This window comes from Paenibacillus sp. FSL K6-1230 (genome assembly GCF_038002385.1).
Taxonomy (GTDB): Bacteria; Bacillota; Bacilli; order Paenibacillales; family Paenibacillaceae; genus Paenibacillus; species Paenibacillus massiliensis.
This window is the reverse complement of sequence record NZ_JBBOCK010000001.1, coordinates 3,600,207-3,622,362: the sequence shown is the minus strand read 5'-3', so window position 1 is coordinate 3,622,362 and position 22,156 is coordinate 3,600,207. Positions and strand designations below refer to the sequence as shown.

The 22,156-nt window shown below is 48.6% G+C and carries 24 protein-coding genes, 1 pseudogene and 1 other annotated feature; of the genes and pseudogenes, 23 read left to right on the top strand and 2 right to left on the bottom strand.

Annotated features, from left to right (window positions below; all coding sequences use genetic code 11):
• Positions 1–109: 109 nt before the first annotated feature.
• The 7 genes from ytfJ (at position 110) to MKX74_RS15885 (ending at position 6,427) form a co-directional block, all read left to right on the top strand.
• Positions 110–622: a GerW family sporulation protein gene (ytfJ, locus tag MKX74_RS15915; protein WP_018886280.1), complete on the top strand. Its 513-nt coding sequence runs from the start codon at positions 110–112 to the stop codon at positions 620–622.
• Between the two features lie 202 nt (positions 623–824).
• On the top strand, positions 825–2,018 hold the full coding sequence (locus MKX74_RS15910) for a D-alanyl-D-alanine carboxypeptidase family protein (RefSeq protein ID WP_341179090.1): 1,194 nt from the start codon (positions 825–827) through the stop codon (positions 2,016–2,018).
• Between the two features lie 42 nt (positions 2,019–2,060).
• Positions 2,061–2,687 carry a nucleoside recognition domain-containing protein gene (locus MKX74_RS15905; RefSeq protein ID WP_018886278.1) on the top strand — a complete coding sequence of 209 codons (627 nt, stop codon included), beginning with the start codon at positions 2,061–2,063 and terminating at the stop codon, positions 2,685–2,687.
• A gap of 7 nt (positions 2,688–2,694) precedes the next feature.
• A complete protein-coding gene (locus MKX74_RS15900) occupies positions 2,695–3,225 on the top strand; it encodes a spore maturation protein (RefSeq protein ID WP_018886277.1) in 531 nt (176 codons plus the stop codon).
• 54 nt (positions 3,226–3,279) lie between these two features.
• Positions 3,280–4,014 carry a pseudouridine synthase gene (locus tag MKX74_RS15895; RefSeq protein ID WP_028589061.1) on the top strand — a complete coding sequence of 245 codons (735 nt, stop codon included), beginning with the start codon at positions 3,280–3,282 and terminating at the stop codon, positions 4,012–4,014.
• 267 nt (positions 4,015–4,281) lie between these two features.
• The gene (locus MKX74_RS15890; protein ID WP_018886275.1) at positions 4,282–4,998 is read left to right on the top strand and encodes a response regulator transcription factor; all 717 of its coding nucleotides are present in this window, start codon (positions 4,282–4,284) and stop codon (positions 4,996–4,998) included.
• 1 nt (position 4,999) lies between these two features.
• Positions 5,000–6,427: a HAMP domain-containing sensor histidine kinase gene (locus MKX74_RS15885; protein ID WP_341179089.1), complete on the top strand. Its 1,428-nt coding sequence runs from the start codon at positions 5,000–5,002 to the stop codon at positions 6,425–6,427.
• A 234-nt stretch (positions 6,428–6,661) separates the two neighbouring features.
• On the opposite strand, the gene serA is transcribed toward MKX74_RS15885, so the two are convergent.
• The gene (gene serA / locus MKX74_RS15880) at positions 6,662–8,254 is read right to left on the bottom strand and encodes a phosphoglycerate dehydrogenase (RefSeq protein WP_341179088.1); all 1,593 of its coding nucleotides are present in this window, start codon (positions 8,252–8,254) and stop codon (positions 6,662–6,664) included.
• Between the two features lie 176 nt (positions 8,255–8,430).
• Positions 8,431–8,673 (bottom strand) — a binding site (T-box leader).
• Positions 8,674–8,861: 188 nt separating this feature from the next.
• Here serA and MKX74_RS15875 point away from each other — a divergent pair.
• Together MKX74_RS15875 and MKX74_RS15870 are read left to right on the top strand one after the other, a co-directional pair.
• Complete coding sequence (locus MKX74_RS15875) at positions 8,862–9,449, top strand: CPBP family intramembrane glutamic endopeptidase (protein WP_341179087.1); 588 nt, start codon at positions 8,862–8,864, stop codon at positions 9,447–9,449.
• Positions 9,446–9,913, top strand: a complete 468-nt coding sequence (locus MKX74_RS15870; RefSeq protein ID WP_018886271.1) for a hypothetical protein — start codon at positions 9,446–9,448, stop codon at positions 9,911–9,913. Before MKX74_RS15875 ends, MKX74_RS15870 begins: the two co-directional genes overlap by 4 nt.
• A gap of 152 nt (positions 9,914–10,065) precedes the next feature.
• Here the strand turns inward: MKX74_RS15870 and MKX74_RS15865 are convergent, their stop codons facing one another.
• The gene (locus MKX74_RS15865) at positions 10,066–10,995 is read right to left on the bottom strand and encodes a polysaccharide deacetylase family protein (RefSeq protein WP_341179086.1); all 930 of its coding nucleotides are present in this window, start codon (positions 10,993–10,995) and stop codon (positions 10,066–10,068) included.
• 105 nt (positions 10,996–11,100) lie between these two features.
• Here MKX74_RS15865 and MKX74_RS15860 point away from each other — a divergent pair, with 105 nt between their 5' ends.
• From MKX74_RS15860 to MKX74_RS15795, 14 genes and pseudogenes are all read left to right on the top strand, one after another.
• Positions 11,101–11,490: a hypothetical protein gene (locus MKX74_RS15860; protein WP_025681401.1), complete on the top strand. Its 390-nt coding sequence runs from the start codon at positions 11,101–11,103 to the stop codon at positions 11,488–11,490.
• Positions 11,491–11,680: 190 nt separating this feature from the next.
• Positions 11,681–12,295, top strand: coding sequence for a genetic competence negative regulator (locus MKX74_RS15855; RefSeq protein WP_018886268.1), 615 nt, complete (start codon positions 11,681–11,683; stop codon positions 12,293–12,295).
• A 155-nt stretch (positions 12,296–12,450) separates the two neighbouring features.
• A complete protein-coding gene (gene prsW / locus MKX74_RS15850) occupies positions 12,451–13,146 on the top strand; it encodes a glutamic-type intramembrane protease PrsW (RefSeq protein WP_028589067.1) in 696 nt (231 codons plus the stop codon).
• A 61-nt stretch (positions 13,147–13,207) separates the two neighbouring features.
• On the top strand, positions 13,208–13,357 hold the full coding sequence (locus tag MKX74_RS15845; protein WP_018886266.1) for a hypothetical protein: 150 nt from the start codon (positions 13,208–13,210) through the stop codon (positions 13,355–13,357).
• Between the two features lie 70 nt (positions 13,358–13,427).
• Complete coding sequence (gene ypeB, locus MKX74_RS15840) at positions 13,428–14,792, top strand: germination protein YpeB (protein ID WP_018886265.1); 1,365 nt, start codon at positions 13,428–13,430, stop codon at positions 14,790–14,792.
• A 195-nt stretch (positions 14,793–14,987) separates the two neighbouring features.
• Positions 14,988–15,182, top strand: a pseudogene (locus MKX74_RS15835) (pentapeptide repeat-containing protein); the annotation flags it as partial.
• Positions 15,183–15,372: 190 nt separating this feature from the next.
• The gene (locus MKX74_RS15830; protein ID WP_018886263.1) at positions 15,373–16,023 is read left to right on the top strand and encodes a flagellar brake protein; all 651 of its coding nucleotides are present in this window, start codon (positions 15,373–15,375) and stop codon (positions 16,021–16,023) included.
• Between the two features lie 109 nt (positions 16,024–16,132).
• Complete coding sequence (locus tag MKX74_RS15825; protein WP_341179085.1) at positions 16,133–16,354, top strand: hypothetical protein; 222 nt, start codon at positions 16,133–16,135, stop codon at positions 16,352–16,354.
• Positions 16,355–16,477: 123 nt separating this feature from the next.
• Positions 16,478–17,164, top strand: coding sequence for a (d)CMP kinase (gene cmk / locus MKX74_RS15820; protein ID WP_081625301.1), 687 nt, complete (start codon positions 16,478–16,480; stop codon positions 17,162–17,164).
• 3 nt (positions 17,165–17,167) lie between these two features.
• Positions 17,168–17,755, top strand: coding sequence for a lysophospholipid acyltransferase family protein (locus tag MKX74_RS15815; RefSeq protein ID WP_018886260.1), 588 nt, complete (start codon positions 17,168–17,170; stop codon positions 17,753–17,755).
• A gap of 111 nt (positions 17,756–17,866) precedes the next feature.
• Positions 17,867–19,063, top strand: a complete 1,197-nt coding sequence (gene rpsA, locus MKX74_RS15810; protein ID WP_018886259.1) for a 30S ribosomal protein S1 — start codon at positions 17,867–17,869, stop codon at positions 19,061–19,063.
• A gap of 102 nt (positions 19,064–19,165) precedes the next feature.
• The gene (der, locus tag MKX74_RS15805) at positions 19,166–20,488 is read left to right on the top strand and encodes a ribosome biogenesis GTPase Der (RefSeq protein ID WP_018886258.1); all 1,323 of its coding nucleotides are present in this window, start codon (positions 19,166–19,168) and stop codon (positions 20,486–20,488) included.
• An 11-nt stretch (positions 20,489–20,499) separates the two neighbouring features.
• Positions 20,500–21,111: a glycerol-3-phosphate 1-O-acyltransferase PlsY gene (gene plsY / locus MKX74_RS15800; RefSeq protein WP_018886257.1), complete on the top strand. Its 612-nt coding sequence runs from the start codon at positions 20,500–20,502 to the stop codon at positions 21,109–21,111.
• Complete coding sequence (locus MKX74_RS15795) at positions 21,104–22,150, top strand: NAD(P)H-dependent glycerol-3-phosphate dehydrogenase (RefSeq protein WP_018886256.1); 1,047 nt, start codon at positions 21,104–21,106, stop codon at positions 22,148–22,150. The genes plsY and MKX74_RS15795 overlap by 8 nt, the downstream gene beginning before the upstream one ends.
• The last annotated feature ends 6 nt before the right edge of the window (positions 22,151–22,156 follow it).

Genomic DNA, 22,156 nt, shown 5'->3' with positions numbered 1-22,156 from the left:
ATATATTTCTCTTGTGGAAACTTACCTATATGGATATTCAGCGTTCCTCTGAAGCATAATACGAGCAAGTACATCGTATTAAGGATTGTATATTGAGGAGGAATATTGAATGTCAGAGCATCCTATTCAAGGTCTAATGCAGACTGCAATGGAAAATATCAAGGGTATGGTTGATGTTAACACGATCGTCGGGGAGCCAGTTGAGACGAAAGACGGTACCGTCATTTTACCGATTAGTAAAGTGGGCTTCGGTTTTGCGGCGGGTGGTAGTGATTTTAATGTAAATGGCGAGGATGAGGAGTATGGCTCGCATTCTCATTCACATCATGAATCCGGAAGCGGGCTCAAACAAGGTCATCCGTTCGGCGGAGGTAGCGGCGGTGGCGTCTCGATCCACCCGATCGCCTTTTTGGTCGTAGGTCACCATGGTGCGCAGATTGTGCCGTTGGATAACCAGACGCATCTGTTCGAAAAAATTATTGATGCAACGCCTATCCTGGTGGATAAAATTCAATCCATGTTCCGAAATAACGGATATGCCGCAGGCGATCAGTCTGAGTTGATTCCTCAGGTTCCCGTAACGGACACTACAACCCATCATCAAGGACCAACCTATCTGTAATGCATTCGTATACAATCCTTTTCGCTCATAACATGTGCCCTGTGGCCGATGTGAGCGGAGAGGATTTTTTTTAGATAAAGAATTTATAAGTTTTCAGCTGCAAAACTCATAACATACTCGATACAACTTGTACATAAGATGGTACAAGATATGGCTTGAGGGAAGGAGTTCCCGAATGACAGGAAAGATGAGGAGTGCCCCGATGATAAAGAAGAAATGGATTCATACCATTGTAGTGATGTGCAGTCTGATGCTGGTCATGTCATCGGTTCAACCTGCATGGGCTGAAGAGGGTCGCCCGGCAAATGATAACCCGCCACCGTTGTCAACACATGCTCAAGCTGCTGCTCTGATCGATGTGACTTCCGGTCGGATCATTTATGCCAAAGAAGGCGACAAGGAACTACGGATTGCCAGCCTTACGAAGATTATGACAGCGATCGTAGCCATTGAGCAAGGGAATCTGCAGGATGACGTGACGGTCAGCTCCCGGGCTTTTGCCAAAGAAGGCTCCTCTCTATTCCTGCGTCTGGGGGAGAAGATGACACTGGAGCATATGCTATATGGTCTAATGCTGCGCTCCGGGAATGATGCCGCGACAGCGATTGCAGAGCATGTGGGTGGATCGGAAGAGGGCTTCGTATTTATGATGAATGAAAAGGCTGCGGAGCTGGGACTTCATCACACACAATTCCAGAATCCACATGGTCTTGATGCAGAAGGGCACTATTCTACCGCCAATGATTTGGCCAAGCTGACCGCCTACGCACTGCATAATCCTACCTTCCGCAAAATCGTAGGCACACGTGACAAGAAAGCGCCTAACCCCAATGATCCCTGGGATTATACTTGGCTGAACAAGAATAAAATGCTTCGATTGTATGAGGGTGCAGATGGGGTGAAGACGGGATATACGAAAAAGGCATTTCGTTGCCTGGTTAGCTCAGCTACGCGGGATGGCAGGCAGCTTGCAGCGGTGACCCTCAACGATGGAGACGATTGGAATGATCACGCCAACATGCTGGATTACGGCTTCAAGTATTATCCACTACAGGAGATTACCCGCAAGAATACACCGCTTCAAGGCTATACCTTCGTGACAGGTGCATCCTTCACTTATCCGCTAGCTGATGGCGAGGAAGAGAGGCTGGTAACCAAGCTAGTGCTGAATAAGCCAGCCGCAGATTCACAGAGAACAGCTGACTTTGGACTGCGTGGTCGAGTCGAGCTTGTACTGGATGGTCACGTGATCGGGCAGGTGCCTATATATGAGCAGGGTAGCTTTATTCCGGACACGAAGAGCAATGCCACGGTTAATTCCTTCATGTCAAACACTCGCAATCTGACCTGGCTAGATACATGGCGGGATGTTATAAGAGACATATTCAGGAACTGAGTTGTTGCCAAGGGAGGCATTAAGTAAAAGGGGGGTGCAGACATGATCAATCTGATCTGGCTGGCATTGATCCTGATTGGAATTGGCTTCGCAGCAGTACAGGGGAACATAGAGGCCGTAACGAAGGCTGCTTTTGACGGTGCCGCTTCAGCGGTTACAGTATGCTTTGGATTAATAAGTGTCATGGTATTCTGGCTGGGAATGATGAGGATGGCAGAGGATGCGGGTTTGATGAGCAAGCTGTCCAGGCTGTTGGCTCCTGTCGTTCGCTTTCTGTTCCCTGACGTTCCCAAGAATCATCCAGCCATGGGCTACATTCTATCGAATATGAGTGCGAATCTTCTGGGCTTGGGAAATGCAGCCACGCCTATGGGGATCAAGGCTATGCAGGAGCTGCAGGAGCTGAATCCGGACAAACAGACAGCCTCTCCAGCCATGTGTACGTTGTTGGCCTTGAACACAGCAAGCATTACACTAATTCCGACCACGATGATTGCTATACGTCTTAATTATCAATCTGCCAATCCTGCAGAGATCGTCGGAACAACGCTCGTTGCTACGGCGGTCGCTACGGTAGCTGCGATTGCGGCGGACCGCTGGTACCGCAAGCGCATGACCCGGCGTCCGCCACCAGGACGCACTGCTGCCCATAGAGCTACGAAAGGATGATACCGTCATGCTGCAGGTGATCACCCTCATATCCACCTGGGCCATTCCATGTATTCTGGCCTTTATTCCTCTATATGCCTATGTCAGAAAAGTCCCAGTATACGAGTCCTTTGTTGAAGGCGCCAAGGATGGCTTTTCTACGGCAATCGGCATTATCCCCCATCTTGTAGGCATGATGGTAGCGATCAGCATCTTCAGGGCATCGGGTGCTCTTGATTATATGCTGAGCTGGTTCGCTCCGCTTTTTCGACTATGGGACGTCCCGCCGGAGGTGCTACCGCTGGGCTTGCTCCGTCCATTGACAGGAACAGGCTCGCTTGCCTTTACAACAGACCTGATACGCACCTATGGACCTGACTCCATGATTGGTCGCATCGCTGCGACAATTCAGGGAAGCACGGACACGACACTGTATGTACTAACGGTATATTTTGGAGCCGTAGGCATCCGCAATGGGCGATATGCCCTGAAGGTAGGCCTCTTCTCGGACGTGGTTGGCTTCATCGCAGCTATCGTTATTTGTTTGTTGGTTTTTTAGCTTGTGATTTCCCGCTTTGCTGGGTATCATTAGCATGAGGTGAAAATAACGATAATGGAACGTTTACAGAAAATTCTGGCACAGGCAGGAGTTGCCTCCAGACGCAAATGTGAGGAACTGATTCTGGCCGGACAAGTTGAGGTCAACGGGGTTGTTGTCCAGGAGCTGGGCACCAAGGCTGATCCCGATCAGGATATGATTACGGTAAGTGGCAAGCCAATTAAGCAAGAGAAGAAGATTTATCTGATGATGAATAAGCCTAAGGGTGTAATTACAAGTGCATCGGACCCGGAAGGTCGCAAGATCGTCTCTGATTATCTGAAGGGCGTCAAGGAACGTGTGTATCCAGTTGGGAGACTGGACTATGATACCGAAGGGCTGTTACTGCTAACTAACGATGGCGAGTTCGCCAATCTGCTGACACACCCACGTCATCACGTACCCAAGACCTATCTGGCTACCGTTAAAGGGGTACCGCATGGTACCGAGCTGGACAAGCTCCGTGCAGGTATTGTACTGGAGGACGGTATCACAGCTCCTGCTGAGGTGGAATATCGAGACGTTGACCCTGACGGGAAAGAAGCAGTCATCGTGATTACGATCTACGAAGGGCGGAACCGTCAGGTTCGCCGTATGTTCGAAGCGATCGGTCACCCGGTGCTGCGTCTCAAGCGTATTGCTTTTGGAGATTTGCTACTGCAAAACCTGAAGCGTGGCCTGACCCGGCCACTCACGAAGGATGAGATTAACCGTCTGATCCAGCTTGCCAAATCCAAAAAAGCGAAATAGAAATAAGCAGTAAGGAAGCCAAAATGCGGGCAGCTTCGGTTGCTTGCGATCATTCCAAGCAGAGGTGAGTTGCTTCCCCTCTGTTTTTTTGTGGGTCGGGATTTGACCAAAGCCGGGAAAATAGTAAAATAGAGAAAGTGGCTTGATTACCAAAATATAAAACATTTCGTGAAATTCATGATGGCGCTTACGGATTTTGCTTTCAGGACAAGGTAATGGGGGCCAAGCGCGTAAGGGCTGCAAAGCGCATAAAGGGGTTGTTTCTAGATGTCGGATCAAGGTAACCGCATCCTGATCGTGGATGATGAGGAGCGTATCAGAAGGCTGCTGAAGATGTATTTGGAGAAGGAAGGATACATCATCGAGGAAGCCGAGGATGGGGAGACGGCTTTACGCAAAGCCACTTCGAATGATTACAGCATTATTCTATTGGATCTTATGCTGCCTGGCATGGATGGCATTGAGGTATGTACGCGTCTGCGGCAGGTCAAAGCTACGCCTGTGCTGATGCTTACAGCCAAGGGTGAGGAGATGAACAGGGTACAGGGCTTTGAAGTGGGGGCGGACGATTATGTCGTGAAGCCGTTCAGTCCACGTGAAGTTATATTCAGGGTAAAGGCCATATTACGTCGTTCCTCCGAGACGGCATTCTTAACCAAGGAAGCGACCCCGAGCAACAGCATCGTATTTCCGAACCTGGTCATTGAGAACGATGCCCATCGGGTCACGGCAGGAGGAATTGAGATTAGCTTGACGCCGAAGGAGTATGAGCTTCTGCACTACCTGGCGATCTCTCCGGACAAGGTCTTCTCGCGCGAGGAGCTACTAAAGGATGTGTGGAATTATGAATTCTTCGGTGACTTACGTACAGTAGATACCCATGTGAAGCGTCTGCGGGAGAAGCTGAATAAGGTATCACCGGAAGCGGCTAGCATGATTACAACCGTATGGGGAGTCGGTTACAAATTGGAGGTTCCCAAGTAACGTGAATTTCTGGCGATCCCTCGTAGGGAAACTATGGCTGACGATTATTTTCTTGGTTGGGTGTGTGCTCATCTTTCTTGGTTTGTTTTTGATGCCATATATTGATACCAATTTCGCTGTGAATGAATCGGCCGAGATCAAGCGACTGTTCACTTACACCTGTATCGTCGGCTTTTTGCTTACGACATTTTTTGCTCTGTTCCTGTTCACGAAGATAACGCAGCCGATGCAGCAGCTCATTCAGGCGACGAATTCGATTCGAGAGGGCAATTACGAGACAAGACTTTCTTTAGAGAATAGCGATGAGATCGGAGTGCTCTCCCATACGTTCAATCATATGGCCGAAGAGCTGGAATCCACGATTCGCAGCCTGAATCAAGAGAAAAATCAGCTCTCCAGCATTTTGCGCAGCATGACGGATGCGGTGCTAACCTTTGATCGTGAGGGACAGATTGTCCTGACGAACCCGCCAGGGCAGGATTTGCTAGATGGCTGGCGTGAGCTGCATTGGGAGCAGCAGGAGACGGAGGAGGAGAGTGAGAGCTTCACAGCCTTGCCTGAACCGCTTCGTCCATTATTCCATAGTGTGCTGAAGCATGGGGAGGACGCATCTGCTAATGTTCACGTGAAGCAAAATGTATGGTCTGTGCAAATGGCGCCGTTGTACACAGATAACAGCATCCGAGGTGTCGTCGCTGTACTGCGTGATGTGAGCGAGGAGGCCAGACTGGAGAAGATGCGTGCGGATTTCGTGGCGAATGTATCGCATGAGATTCGAACGCCACTGTCAATGATGCAGGGCTACAGTGAGGCCTTGCTTGATGGCATGGCTTCCTCCCCGGAGGAGAGCGAGGAGCTTGTACAGGTCATTCATGATGAATCGCTGCGAATGGGCAGATTGGTAAAGGATTTGCTGGACCTGACTCGCATGGATGCTGGGCATATGGACCTGCATCTGGAGCAAGTGGACGTGCATGAGCTTATTCAGCGGGTACAGCGCAAGTTCCTGGTACGAGCCAAGGAGAGGGAGGTAGAACTCGTCTATGAATCAGGAGATCGCCCATTAGTGCTCACTGCTGCTGACGAAGACCGCCTGGAGCAGGTGTTGACGAATCTGCTGGACAACGCCTTCCGGCATACACCGGCTGGAAGGGGAATCGTCATCCATGCGGATGAGACCGAGACAGATCGGCGCTCAGCTATAAGAATCCGAGTGAAGGACGAAGGAGTTGGCATTCCACCGGAGGATCTACCTTATATTTTTGATCGCTTCTATAAGGCAGACAAGGCAAGGGTAAGAGGGGAGGATGGAGGCACTGGCCTTGGCCTGGCGATTGTCAGGACCATCGTTGAAGCCCATCATGGTAAAATAACAGCCGAGAGTGGTATTGGTCAAGGCTCTGTATTTACAATGATCCTTCCTACTTGAAGAATGGTGTAGGCAACAGAACGTTTTTTGTTGAAAGCTGATAGATAATATTGTTCATCGTGGAACAACAGCAAACAAGCATGAACAAGTTCTTAGAAGAGCCGCTAATAATATGCACAGAAATAAGCCTGCCGAGCAAGGATTTATCCTCGTTTGGCAGGCTTTTCTTTTGCGTGGATTTCTGTACAGCTTTATGATGTCATTTACTGCTGTCTTTTCAGAAATGGTATGTTTCTATTCCAGCACGATTTCCTGAGCCATGTTTAGATCTTCGAGTGTGGTCAGCTGTACCAGTACGTCCTTCGGAACAGCCTTGTCAACCGTTAGAATCATGATAGCTTCTCCGCCGATTACTTTACGACCTACTTGCATGGCGGCGATGTTTACTTCATTTTGCCCCAGAAGGGTACCAACACGTCCGATAATCCCTGGTTTATCGTTATGGGAGATCAGAATTTGGTGCTTCTCTGGTGATACATCCACCGGGAACTGATCCAGACGGACGATTCGCTCTCCATAGCCGTTCAAGCGTGTTCCAGCGACCTTGTGCTCTTCACCGCTCTGGCTCTTGAGCGTTACGGTAATCAGGTTCGTGAAGCCTTTGGTCGTTGTGGATTTCGATACGACATAATTCACATCTCTGGATTTAGCCAGATGCATGGAATTCACGATATTCACATCATTGCCGAGGTGGCGGCGCAGCACGCCCTTAATAATATAGCGCGTCAGTGGCTGTGTATCACTCTCGGATAGCTCACCGGCATAATCCACTTGGATCTCGCTTACGGGCCCATTGATAATTTGAGCTGCCATACTACCAAGCTTCTCTCCAAGCGTGAAATAAGGCTGCAGCTTGTTCATGACACTAGGTGCAACTGGCGGCATGTTGACGGCGTTCTTGAACGGCTCATCGCGCAGGATGTGAAGCACCTGCTCCGATACGTCAATGGCTACATTTTCTTGAGCTTCCACCGTGGATGCTCCCAGGTGAGGCGTAACGATAATGTTTGGATGCCCCAGGAAAGGATGGTCCGGTGCCGGTGGCTCAGATTCGAAGACATCAAATGCAGCTCCAGCCACAATGCCTTCGTCAATAGCCTCTACAAGTGCCATTTCATCTACTACACCACCACGAGCACAGTTGATAATGCGCATGCCTTTTTTCATAACCTCGAATTGCGGACGGGAGATCATGTGGCGCGTCTCTGGCGTAAGTGGTGTATGCACTGTCATGAAGTCAGCATGCTTGACGATTTCATCCACACTTGCGAGCTTCACTCCAAGTTTTTCGGCACGCTCTTCTGTCAAGAATGGATCATAGCCGAGAATGTTCATGCCAAAGGCTTTGGCCCGTTTGGCGACTTCACTTCCGATTCGTCCCATGCCGAGTACACCCAGCGTTTTGTTGCGGAGCTCAACGCCGAGGAAGCTCTTGCGGTCCCAAGTTCCGTTGACTGTCTTGGCGTATGCTTGTGGGATATGACGGGCAAGAGCCATCATCATAGCGAACGCATGCTCACAAGTTGTAATGGTATTGCCGTCCGGTGCATTGATGACGATAATCCCGCGCTGCGTAGCGGCATCGAGATCAATGTTGTCTACGCCCACACCAGCGCGTCCAATGACCTTTAGGTTGGTGCCTGCGGCCATGATGCGCTCCGTTACACGTGTCTGGCTTCTCACAAGCAGGGCATCGTAGTTGCCAATAATCGCAACAAGCTCATCCTCGCTGAGTCCTGTGTTTTTGTCGACGGTGACGTCACTTGCGTCCATGAGCTGTTGAATTCCCAGATCGCTGATGGGGTCGGAAACTAATACTTTGTACATGTGAATCCTCCTCTTAATTGATCCTACTTGTGAACTATGTCAGTCAACCACACTTCAGTAGCACCGCATTACCGTACCAAAGGAACATGGTAAAGCACGCCGCGCTGTGCTCCCAGGAGATACGCTGGTTCGGAGTTTGCACAAAAAAAGCCCCCGATCCGCATACTATCTCCATAGTAAGGGACGAGAGCTGTCGTGGTACCACCCTAATTCGCAATTATTTCACAATAACTGCCTCAACGGTCAAATGACCTGAAAGATAACGGATTTCAACCGATTGCGCCTACTGGATATACAAAATCCACATTCGGGGCAATAACTCAGGAGCGCTAAAGACCATACTGATTGCCGTCGGCTTTCACCAAATACCGACTCTCTGAGGGACAATGTCAGTGTCTTCTCTCCATCGATGTCTGTCATATACTCTTAATTTTTTCATAATGTATCATGCCTGACATGGAGATGTCAATAGGGCATGAGGAGTTTAAATCTAGTGAGTCTACAGGGGCCTAAATGTGCTAATATAAGGAGTCTGGTGCCTTGAATCAAGTGGTAAAATTGGCTATGATGCTTAATGAATAACTTAGCAGAGGACTACGTGTACAATATGAAAAAGAAATGGAAGCTGAATTTCAGGCAGCCTGAAATTCATGATTTGAATGAGCGAATGCTGCTCATCAATCTGTATTTGACCCAGTTCCTGACCTTGTTGATTGGAACAGTGTGGGTACTATTGCAGGGACGTAATCTACTCGTTCTTTTTGACCTGCCTGGCGATCTGCGGTTTCTCTGGTGGGGGCTAGGCTTTGCTGCAGTCATGCTGGTAGTGGATCTCCTAATCTCTAATGTGGTGCCAGAGGATGCTATGGATGATGGCGGTATCAATCGAATGCTGTTCCGAAATCGTCCTGTATGGCATATTGTCTGTATTGCGGCAATCGTGTCGATTTGTGAAGAGCTTCTGTTTCGTGGAGCGATACAACATGCCTTCGGTCCTTATTGGACGAGTATTATTTTTGCGCTGATCCACATTCGGTATTTGCGGCACTGGATCCCCACTGGCTGGGTATTCTTGAGCAGCTACGGTCTTGGGTACATATACATTCAAGCAGATACATTGTGGGCCCCAATCTTGTGTCATTTTGTAATTGACCTGATCTCTGGGCTGGTACTGCGTTTTCGGAGGGAGACATGAATCAGGAGTTGAGCAGAGTAGAGCGGAACAAAATACAGCGTAGTCAGCGCTTCGATCGGTTCAAGCAGTTGTGGGGCAAGCCGCGTCCACGACATCTGGCAGCACGGCAAAGACTGCCTTTACAAGAAGCTGCGGGTGAAGCAGCATTGCAGCCTTTGACCTTGCATGAAGCGCCTGTTGTAGGCGTATCGCTTAAAGACTCGTCTGTGCTAGATATACATAATAAACAACCGATGACTCGCATGGAGCGTTCACGGACTGCTGAACAGGAGGGAAGCGAGGAACTGCCGGATGCCTACCCTTCGCGTGCGGAGTTATTCCCTTCCAGAAGGCTTCGCGTTAGCAAATGGTTTCTTAATTTTCTGAGCACACTGTTCATGCTAATCACAGCAGTGCTAGTATGGTGGGGAATCCAGGGAGCGCCTCCCGTAAAAACCTTGTTGCCAGAAATGTTCGGAGAATAGACGCTGTATATAAATTTTTTTTAATCAAACAAGCCCTGTCCTTGGGTAAGGAGCCAAAAGCACCTTCAAGGGCAGGGCTTGTTTAGTTTTGTTTGTTAGCGCGTTTGGTTCGCCCGTAGAGGCGGATTGCTCATAAAACAAACTTAACACTATCAGTTCTCCAGCTTAATGCTGCGAGGGTCCACGAAGCTATATCCCTTTTCCTCCAACTGGGTCAACAGCGTGTCTAATGCTTCGGCTGTCCATGGAAGCTCATGCATAAGGATGTTGCTGCCTGCGTGAAGCTGCTCCATGACATTTTTAATTAATGTCTCAGGATTGTTGGAGTGGGTCGCTTTCATGGTCCAGTCCAGTGAACCGTTAGACCAGGTCATATAGAGTAGACCGTTCTCCTTGGCAACCTTACGACCCACATCCCCGCCTGCACCATGCGGGGGACGGAAGAACACAGGCGTTACACCTGTTGTATCCTGTACCAACTTCTGTACATCCTCAATCTGTTGTTTGACTTTGGTCTCGGACTCATTTTTGAGCACAATATGATCATAGCTGTGGTTACCAATAATTTGTCCGCGCTCATGAATCAGCTTCAGCAGCTCGGGATTCTCTTTGACGCGGTAGCCGTTCACGAAGAAGATGGCTTTAGCCTCGTGCTTGTCTAAGGTATCCAGCATCTTGGTGATCAAATCCAGATCCTTCGGTCCATCATCGAACGTGAGCAGCACCACTTTGCGCTCGGTCCCTTCATCGATTGGCACAATGTCATAGTTGTTGTTCATCCGGTAGGTGACTGGAATGGGCGCGTTACCCTCAGCAGTCCCATCATTAGCTGAACTGTTCTCCGAGCTTGTGGCATCCGTGGAAGCTCCAGGAGTGTTGTCATTACCTGCATTCGCGGCAGGTTCCGTTCCCTGTGACGTATCACCCTCTGTGCCCACCTTAGTCTGTGGAGACTTTTGTTCCTGCGATGATGTGGAATCCCCGGAGGCTGTGTCTGCTGGCGAACTTGTAGGTTCTGTCTGGCTGCAGGCGCCCAACAGAAGCACGGCAGTCAGCAGCAGGACCGTCAGTCTGATTCGCATGATGTCACTCTCGCTTTCCTGAAATTATCTGTGTCTGTACCGCATGAGTTCATGCCCTAATGTCAACACTAACGTCGATCTTATCACAAAAAGGAGGAGCAAATTGTGAAGACATCGTCATTTTTTATGGGCGTGGTTCTTGGTGCTGTGGCCAGCTCCGTAGTCCAGCGTCGCAATATGCGTAATTTGAACCACATGATGAATAAGGCCAGAACGAAGCTGATGGATGCAGCTCTGCCAGGAATGGCAGGACTGGATAATCTGAATCTGGGGAAGGACAAGGGCCATACCCGAGACAAAAATCAGCATGAGCATACTGTCGCCCATGAGCATGAGAGACATGAGACACATACCAGCCATAGCAAAACGAGCCAGCCCCTAGACAAAGAGACCAATCTGAGATTGATCAAAGAATTTATACGTTCCACTCCGGATGTCAAAAAGGAAGTTGAGATGATTCTCAAAGAGACGAACACCGCCATACCGGGGATCTAACATCAAGAAGGCTGTATAGAATCATTTCGCGGCTTTTCTCGCCGGGTAAATGATTCTTTTTTTGTCGTTTTTATTGCGTGCATTTGAGGGTATAAAATGATAACATAGCTACATAGAACCATTTTTATCACAGGTATCTTTGTTGCATCATAATCTGTTTATAATACTCGGTTGCAGAGGAGGATCCAGTATGAAAATAGAAAGATTAGGTCAGGACAAGATACGGATTTTCCTTACATTTGATGACCTTAGCGAACGAGGCATCCAGAAGGAGGATATGTGGCAGGAAATGCCTAAAGTTCATGAGCTGTTCACCGAAATGATGGACCAGGCTTATAGTGAACTGGGCTTTGATGCTACGGGTCCTCTGGCGGTTGAAGTGTTCGCGCTCCCGGCCCAGGGCATGGTTGTTATTGTTACCCGAGGGAAATATGATCACTCTCAATACGGCTCGGGTCAGGATGACGATCTGCCTGAAGAAATTTATGAAATGGAAGTAACGCTGGAGCAAAGCGATTCCATTATTTATGCATTTAATGACTTCGAGGTCTTAATTGAGGCGGCACATATGCTGGCGGGCAATGTTACCGAAGCTGGCAAGCTGTATCATTATAAAGGAAAATGGATTCTATATCTCGAACCAGAGCAAGTGGAGGAAGCCAAGCATGGTGCGCTTATTGCTGTGTTGGCTGAATTCGGTGAGGGATCATCCCTCACACCAGCAGTACTGGAGGAATACGGCAAGCTTGTAATGCCCGAGAATGCTGTAAGCATGATCTGTGAGCATTTTGATAGTCGCAGTTGATTGCCAGGCTAATGAGTTCGCACGAGTTGGTGGTGGAACGAAGCCTTGCACATCTGCTTTACCGTAGACCTGAGTAGGCCGGTTCTGATTTCAGAATCGGCCAATTTTTACGACATGACATTAGATATAGATTTCATTTGCGGGGGGATGATTCGGTGCTTGTGTTCTCTTTATTAGCCGTAGCCACAGCGCCAGGAATCGCCTTGCTTACGTATGTTTACTTAAAGGACAAGTACGACTCAGAGCCTCTTCATATGGTGATTAAAGTTTTTCTGCTGGGATTTCTGATCGTGCTACCAATTATGATTATTCAGCGTGGGCTTTCTATTTGGCTCGGCACTCATCCATTTTGGGATTCCTTTGCAGTATCCGCTGGAGTGGAGGAGGTCGTTAAATGGTTCGTACTGGTCCACTTGATCTACAATCATACGGAATTCGATGAGCCCTATGATGGAATTGTATATGCGGCGGCCATCTCACTCGGGTTCGCGACAGCGGAGAATCTGCTCTATGTATGGGCAGGGCAGCCTTCAGTGGGAACGCTGCTATTGCGATCGCTGTTGCCTGTATCTGGTCATGCGATGTTCGGAGTCATGATGGGTTATTATATGGGCTTGGCTAAATTTTGCGAGACCAAGAGGACTCGTTCATATCTCACGGTCGCACTGCTGTTGCCTTGGTTCTGGCACGGGGTCTATGATATTATTTTGGATACCGTTGTGAACAACTGGATCTGGTTCATCATTCCATTGATGGCTTTCCTATGGTACCGTGGCATGGGGAAAATCAAACGAGCGAACAGCAGATCACCTCACCGTTTTGTGAAGCGGGATGAAGAGGTTAATATGTGACAAAAATGGACACACTTAGCAGAAGAGGGTCATCATTCTGCTAATGGAGGTGTCTTTTTTTGTGCGTGTAAAGGTGAAAATCTACTGTCCCTGCTGTGGCGAGAAATTCGTGCTCAGAGGGCACAAGGAGACAGACCGGATTGAGACAGGCTTTAAGCGTTGCCTGTGTGATAACGTGGATGATTTTATCATCGAAGAAGAATCTGTATAACCAAGATGCATAACCTTCCTTTTAACTTGTCACACTATGGTTAGTGTACCTGATGAAAGGAGAGCGAATCATGTATAAGCGTCTGAGTGCGGTAATGTTCCCCATCATGACTGTATTACTGATTGGTACAGCCGTGTGGGGTTATCAGGAGAACAAGGAAAAGAACTCTATCTTGCTGAAGGCAGAGAATCAGTACCAGCGAGCCTTTCATGATCTGTCTTACCATATGGACCAGCTTCATACGGAGCTCGGGAATACGCTTGCTGTCAACTCGGCTTCACATGGCATGCACCGCAAGAGTCTTCTCAATGTATGGCGTCTGACCAGTGAGGCGCAAAATGAGGTCAATCAGCTTCCGCTCACACTGTTGCCCTTCAATCACGCAGAGGAGCTGTTGTCGCGGATGTCCAATTTCGCCTATCAAACCTCGATCCGTGATCTGAGCAAGGAGCCATTGGATGAGCGAGAGATGAAGAATCTCAAGTCACTGTATGAGAATTCGAAAGAAATCTCCAAGGATATGCAGCAGGTACGGGAGAAGGTGCTCTCCAATCACTTGCGCTGGATGGATGTCGAAACTGCCATGGCCACAGAGAACAAATCAGCCGATAATACGATTATTGATGGATTCAAGACTGTAGACAAAAAGGTGCAGGAGTACCCAGAGCTTGATTGGGGACCTTCCATCTCCAGCATGTATGAGAAGCGTTCCGTGAAGAAGCTAAATGCATTGCCGATCACTGCGCAGCAGGTCAAGGAGAAGTCTGCCAGATTCGCGGATGTCAAGCCTGAATCAGTGAAGGTGACAGAGAACGGAAAAAATACGGAGTGGCCGTCCTATACGGCCAAGATTGATCTGGGTAAAGGGAATGCGAAGTCGATGGATTTCACTCGCAATGGCGGGCTGCTGATCTCTTACACGTACACCCGTGAAGTGGGACAGAAGAAGGCAGGGCGTGAGGAGGCGATTGAAGCCGGTAAGCAATTCCTGAGAAATAAGGAATATGGCGAGATGAGCCCTGTCGCATACGATGAGTACGATAATCTTGCTAATATCACCTTCGTTCCAGTCAAGGATAATGTATTCCTTTATCCGGAGAAGGTAACGGTCCGCACAGCGCTTGATAATGGAGAGGTAATAGGCGTCCAGGCTGCCGATTATGTATACGAGCACAGCGACAAGCGTATCATTCCCAAGGCCAAGCTGACGATAGAGCAAGCACGTAAAAAGTTGAATCCGGAATTCAAGGAATCCTACCACCGGATGTCTCTGATCAAAAATGAAATGTCCAAGCAAGTGCTGACACATGAATTTGGCGGTCGAATTAATGGGTCGGTGTATCGCATCTACCTGAATGCAGATACCGGTCTTGAGGAAAGTATTGAGGTAGTGAAGGATTCTGATGAGCCTAATCAGCGTACAGATGGTATTTAGGCTTGGTGAAGGATGTACATGCCATTGCGAAGGCATGTAATATTGAATGTGCTTAAGGGACTGAACGGAGAAATACTCTGTTCAGCCCTTTTTTTTGATAATAGAATTATTTCAGCGGAACTGAACAATTGGATTATCGCAAGAAAACTTCAACTAAACGCGGTCTGTCTTCTGTGAAAGTGCGCTAATTTTCAAAATGCCAATCTTTCCAACGCGAATCTAGGTCATATGGATGTCAGTAGGGCGGTGTTCAGGAATGCCAACCTGCAAGGAGTCAACCTGAGCGAAGCAGTACTCGAAGAGGCTGAATTCGAAGGTGTTCTGTACAACGCTGCTACAATGTGGCAAGACGGATTCGATCCGAGTTCCAGAGGAGCCATCCAGTTGTGAGAAGACTGTTCGGATAACTTCGATGGATTGTGTCCCATTGATAAATGGGCTTAATCATATTCATTTAATAGCTCATGGCTATGTCACGCTTCTTTAAAATTATAGTTATTTTATAATTCCTAGCGGGGGCGTGCGTGCTATAATCGGGTATAGCGGCACATGCTGCCATCATTTTCAGGACGGTGAGATCGTGTATCCGAAACACAACGAGACATTATACATTCAAATAGCCTCTGCTGACGAGCGTGAACGCGACGAGGAATACAAAGCAAGAATTCACGACATTACGGATCAAGGCATCCTCATCGATGTACCTATGAATGTTCACAACGGTAGACTTCGTAAGCTTCATTTTGGTGATGAGCTATCCGTGAAATACATTCAGGAGGATGGCAAAACACACTATTTTATTACCCATGTGCTCGGATTCGAACAGGATAATCTGCGGCTGGTAAGACTGCACAAGCCTCTTCCTGATGAAATATCCTCAGTACAGCGTCGCAGCTATTTGCGAGTACAGTCCAAGCTTGAACTGGCGGTTCAGAATGAGTTCGGTGATCGCTTCGTTGCTCAGACGATGGATGTTGGAGGCGGGGGCGTATCGTTCGATACGGGACGAAAGGATCTGGGCGCCGGACAGCAGCTTACCTGCTGGTTGCTGCTTCCTTATCAGAATGGCACACGTGAGCACGCGGACTTCAAGGCAGAGATTGTCAGGACGGTCGCATTAGAGAATGGTAGACAGCAGATTATGCTTGCCTATAAAGCAATTACAGATATGGAAAGGCAGAAGATAATCAAGTACTGCTTCGAGCACCAGCTAGTGTTCCGAGACAAATAGACGATATTCAATCGTAAATGGCCTATATTTGAAAATGAATGGGAATAAAATACATAGAGCTCTGGTACACTAACTCGCAGACATCAAAAGACCATGTGGAGGGACCTACATGACATCAGACGATCATAAGCGAGGCTCGTCCAAGGAGAACACGAATATCCCCTTCATTTTCCTCGTCATTTGCTGCCTGCTCAGTGTTGGTCTGGTCTGGCAGGTGCTGCTGCATATTCCCTTTACCTACGGGCTTCTTGCCCCACTGCGCGAGCTTGAAGGCATTCCTGTAGATCAGCAATATCTGGAGCATATGATGGAGAATGATGAAAATCTATGAATTTTATAACACTTGTGTTTTTGCATGCGCAAGCGATCTGTGGTATAATTTTCACGTCGCAGGCAATGCCTGCTTTTTTCTTGAGGATCAGCTTTGAGGAGGAGTGCCCCGTTGGTAAGCCAAATGACAGAACTAAACGGGAAAATAAACATTGCAATAGACGGACCAGCAGGGGCTGGGAAGAGTTCCGTAGCCAAGAAAGTGGCTGAAATTCTCTCCTATGTATATGTGGATACCGGCGCGATGTACAGGGCTGCAACCTGGTACATGCTGAAGCAGAATATTTCGGCTGAAGATGAATCCACTGTGCTTCAACGTGCACAGCAATTGGTTATTGAATTAATACCTGATCCTTCCGGTCAAAAGGTGCTGTGCAATGGAACAGACGTTACAGAGGCTATACGCTCCAGAGAAGTTACTGGTGTCGTATCCCAATACGCCCGAATAGCTGGTCTGCGCCAGCAGCTGACAGCAAGTCAGCGGAAGATGGCAGAGCGCAAGGGAGTTGTCATGGATGGCAGGGATATTGGTACAACAGTGCTACCTGATGCCGAACTGAAGGTATTTATGACAGCTAGTGTCAAGGAACGAGCTCTCCGCCGATTCAAGGAAATGCGGGAGACAGACATCACACTGGAGCAGCTGGAACGTGACATTGCTGCACGTGACAAGCTCGACGAGGAACGCGAGGTTTCGCCGCTGCGTCGCAGTGAGGATGCTATCGAACTCGATACGACCGATATGGACTTCGATACGGTAGTCAATACGATTGTATCTTACTGCAAAACCGCGATAGGATGGGGAGATTAATTCATGATTTATACCATATGCAGCGGTATTTTACGACTGCTGTACCGTTTACTGTTCAGAATTGAGGCTGTAGGAGCCGAGAATGTGCCTGCACAGGGGGGCGTACTGTTATGCTCCAACCACATCAGTAATCTGGACCCGCCGACGGTAGGTATACTATTGAAGCGCAAAGTCCATTTTATGGCGAAGGCTGAGCTCTTCGAGGTTCCAGTACTAGGCCCACTGATTGATAAGCTGGGAGCTTTTCCGGTGAAGCGTGGTGGCGTCAGTAAGGAATCCATTAAGCTGGCCATTCAGATTTTGCGTGATGGCAATGTGGTGGGCATTTTTCCGGAGGGTTCTCGTAACTCTTCTGGGATTGTCAAAAAAGGAGCCGCAAGCTTCGCACTTCGTAGTGGGGCCGCAGCTGTACCTGTCGCCATAGTAGGTGAGTACAAATTGTTCCGTAAATTGAAAGTCATTTATGGGCAGCCCGTGGACCTTGAGAGCTTTAAGAGCTCGACAGAGGGTGATCCACTGGAGCTGGCTACGGAAGCAATTATGTCACGCATTCGCACTATGAAGGAGACAGGACAACCAACCCGCGAGTAGCGGGTGCATGTTTTCTGTTTTCGCTGGAAGAATACTGATATATGAATGTTTTGAACTCTGCTACGAGCAGGTTTAAATAAATGGCTTTTTTGAATTGAGGAGGGTATTGACATGTCGGAAGAAACTAAAAATCAAGAAGTGTCAAATCAAGATGAACTGGACCAAATGGTATCATTGAAAAAAGGTGATACGGTAACAGGAACAATCGTAAAATTAGAAGATAACCAAGCGGTAGTAAGCATTGGATATAAATACGACGGTGTTATTGCGCTCCGCGAGTTGTCTTCCGCACAGCCAGGTGAGGAAGCTCCACAAGTAGGCCAAGAGATCGAAGCTAAGGTCGTAAGCATCGACGACAACAAGGAAAAGCTTGTATTGTCCAAACGTGCGATCGATAGCGAGAACGCTTGGGAAAAGCTGCAAAGCTATTCCGATAACAATGAAGTGTTCGAAGTCGTTGTTACTGACGTTGTTAAAGGTGGCGTAGTAGCAGACGTAGGTGTACGTGGATTTATTCCTGCTTCTATGGTAGAACGTCATTTCGTAGAAGATTTCAGCGATTACAAAGGTCGCACTCTGCGTGTTAAAGTGAAGGAACTGGATCGTGAGAATAACAAAGTGATCCTGTCCCAAAAAGATGTACTTGAAGCTGAGTACGAAGCTAACAAGCACAAAATCATGTCCGAGCTGCAAGAAGGTCAAGAAATCGTGGGTACGGTTCAACGCCTGACTCAATTCGGTGCCTTCGTTGATGTAGGCGGAGTTGATGGTCTGGTGCATGTATCCGAGATCGCTTGGACTCATGTTGACAAGCCTTCCGATGCAGTGTCCGAAGGTGACCAAGTGAAGGTTAAGGTTCTGAAGGTTGATCCTGAGAAGGGCAAAATCAGCCTGAGCATGAAAGCAGTTCAACCAGGTCCTTGGGAAACGGCTGCTGAGAAATTCAACATTGGTGATGTAGTGACTGGCGTTGTAAAACGTCTGGTGAACTTCGGTGCCTTCGTTGAAATTGCTCCTGGTGTTGAAGGACTGGTGCATATCTCCCAGATCTCTCACAAGCACATTGGTACTCCTCATGAAGTACTGAAAGAAGGACAAGAGGTTCAAGTGAAGGTCCTTGACCTGAACACGGCTGAGAAGCGTGTTAGCTTGAGCATCAAGGAGACTGAAGAAGCTCCTGCTCCTGCACCTAAGGCTGAGAAGACTCGTGCACCAAGAGAAAACAACAGTGCAGGTGTCTCCCATAACGAAAGCATGAGCGTGACCCTTGGCGAGCGCTTTGGCGACAAGCTCAGCAAATTCAAATAAGCAATACCCATGAGGTTAGAATAGGCATTAGGTACACCATCGGCGGACCCAGAGGGTTCGCCGATTGTTGTTACTTCCGATACTGACAGGAGGAGTTGAATTATGGCAAGACCCGTTGTGGCGATCGTTGGTCGACCCAATGTAGGGAAATCGACTATTTTTAACAGAGTTATTGGAGATCGTCTGGCTATTGTAGAAGATAAGCCAGGTATTACCCGTGACCGGATCTATGGAATTGGGGAATGGAATGGCAAGCCGTTCAGCATTATTGACACTGGCGGCATTGAAATTGATGGTACAGATGAGATCATGAAGTCCATACGGATGCAGGCTGAACTCGCAATCGAGGAAGCGGATGTCATTGTGTTCATGTGTGATGCCAAAAGCGGTGTTACACAGTCTGACGAAGAGGTCGCTCAAATGCTGTACAAATCAGGCAAGCCAGTAATCGTCGCTGTGAACAAGGTGGATAACATTGGGCGAAGTGATTTGATTTATGAATTCTATGGCTTCGGCTTCGGTGATCCGATCGGCGTATCCGGTAGCCACGGTACAGGAATCGGTGATCTTCTGGATGCGATTACAGAGAAGCTGCCTGAGCTGGAGGATGATGGGTACGATGATGATGTTATACGTGTGGCCTTGATTGGCCGTCCGAATGTCGGCAAATCATCTCTGGTCAATGCCATTCTCGGTGAAGAGCGAGTCATCGTCAGCGATGTTGCTGGTACGACTCGAGATGCTATTGACACTCCGTTTGAGAAAGATGGTCAGCGGTACGTACTTATTGATACTGCAGGGATGCGTAAGCGTGGTAAAGTGTATGAGACAACCGAGAAATACAGCGTTATGCGTGCCATGCGTGCTATTGAACGTGCAGATGTCGTACTCGTTGTCATTAATGGTGAAGAAGGTATTATCGAACAGGACAAGCATATTGCCGGCTACGCTTATGAAGCAGGTAAGGCTTCACTGTTTGTCGTGAATAAGTGGGATGTCGTGGAGAAGGATGACAAAACCATGAAGGAGTTTGAGACCAAAATCCGCGATCACTTCCTGTTCATGACGTATGCACCAGTGGTGTTCCTGTCAGCGAAGACCAAGCAACGTCTGCACAAGCTGCTTCCTGTAGTGCAGAATGTGGCTCAGCAGCACGCAATGCGTATACAGACGCATCTGCTGAACGATGTGGTATCCGATGCGGTTGCTATTACACCACCACCTACGGACAAGGGCCGTCGCTTACGCGTGAACTATGTGACGCAAGTGGCTGTGAAGCCGCCGACGATGGTTGTCTTCGTGAATGATCCAGAGCTGATGCATTTCTCGTATGAACGCTACCTGGAAAATAAAATTCGCGCCGCCTTCAATTTTGAAGGGACTCCAATACGGATCTTTACCCGGCGCAAGTCTGACGAAAGTTAGGGGAGAACAACTTGCTACTACAGACGGTTGCAATAGTAATCAGTTATTTGCTCGGCTCCATCAGCTTTAGTGTTCTATTCGGCAGATTGCTGAAGGGAGTCGATATCAGACAGCATGGCAGCGGTAATGCTGGTGCGACGAATACACTTAGAGTGTTGGGTAAGGGACCTGCCATCATGGTATTGGTGCTGGACGTACTTAAAGGCGTGCTTGCTGTCTGGATTGGTCATTGGCTGGGTGGAGACTCCGAATGGCTTCCTGCTCTCACAGGAATAGCAGCGATTATTGGGCATAATTGGCCGATCTACTTCAACTTTCGGGGAGGCAAAGGAATTGCCACTGCGATTGGGGTGCTGGCTTCGATTGCGCTCATTCCTGCTCTGCTTGCTGGTGTCATTGCGATTCTCTCGATTGTAATTACCCGTTTTGTATCGCTAGGCTCTCTGATTTTTGTCATTCTGACTCCTTGGATGATGCTGGTGCTTGGCTACTCATGGCCCCTGTTCTGGTCTGGCGTGATCATCTGTTTGTTCGCCGTCTGGAGACATCGTACCAACATCGTGAAGCTGATGAAGGGTCAGGAGAACAAGCTTGGTTCCAAGGGAGGGAATCATCGTGTCTAAGTCGGAAAAGGTTGCGGTATTGGTAGCAGGTAGTTGGGGAACTGCTTTGGCCGCGGTTCTGGCCGACAATGGATCTGAAGTTGTAATCTGGACCCGAAACGCGGAACAGGCTGAGGAGATCAACATGCTCCATACGAATAGCCGCTATCTTCCTTCCGCACAGCTGTCCCCAGCCATTCGGGCGACGACTGAGATGGGGGAGGCGGTCAGTGGAGCAAAGGCTGTCCTCATCGTTGCTCCCTCCTCAGCCATGCGCCAGGTGTCACGAGAGCTTGCTCGCCATGTTGGGCAAGATACACTCATCGTTCATGCGACGAAGGGCTTTGAGACGGAGACACTCAAGCGCATGTCACAGGTCATCTCTGATGAGCTTGGTTGCGAGGAAGGACATGTCGTTGTGCTGTCTGGTCCCAGTCATGCTGAAGAGGTTGTTCGTAAATGCCCAACAACGGTTGTAGTTGCTTCCTTGGAGGATCAGGCTGCGCAACGGGCTCAGGATTTGTTCATGAACTCGTATTTCCGCGTCTATACCAATCGTGATCTCATTGGTGTGGAGCTGTCTGGTGCACTCAAGAACATCATTGCGCTAGGTGCAGGAATGTCTGACGGACTTGGCTTCGGGGATAATGCCAAAGCTGCGCTGCTGACACGAGGACTCGCAGAAATTACCCGTGCTGGCGTGGAGATGGGTGCCAATCCGCTCACTTTTGCTGGTCTCGCAGGAATCGGTGATCTCGTCGTAACAGCAACCAGCCAGCACAGCCGTAATTGGAGAGCAGGCTCTATGCTGGGTAAGGGTATGCCGTTAGAGGAAGTACAACACACCATGGGCATGGTCATTGAGGGAATTCGTACGACTCAGGCTGCCCATGCCATTGCAGTATCGCTTGGCGTTCAGATGCCGATCACGGATCAGTTATACAAAGTACTGTTCGAAGGACAGGATGTCCGTGAGGCTGTAGAGGCCTTGATGGGTCGAGATCCCAAGACCGAGATGGAACTTATGCCCTTGAAGACTTGGGAACAGTGGAATTCCTGATCACAG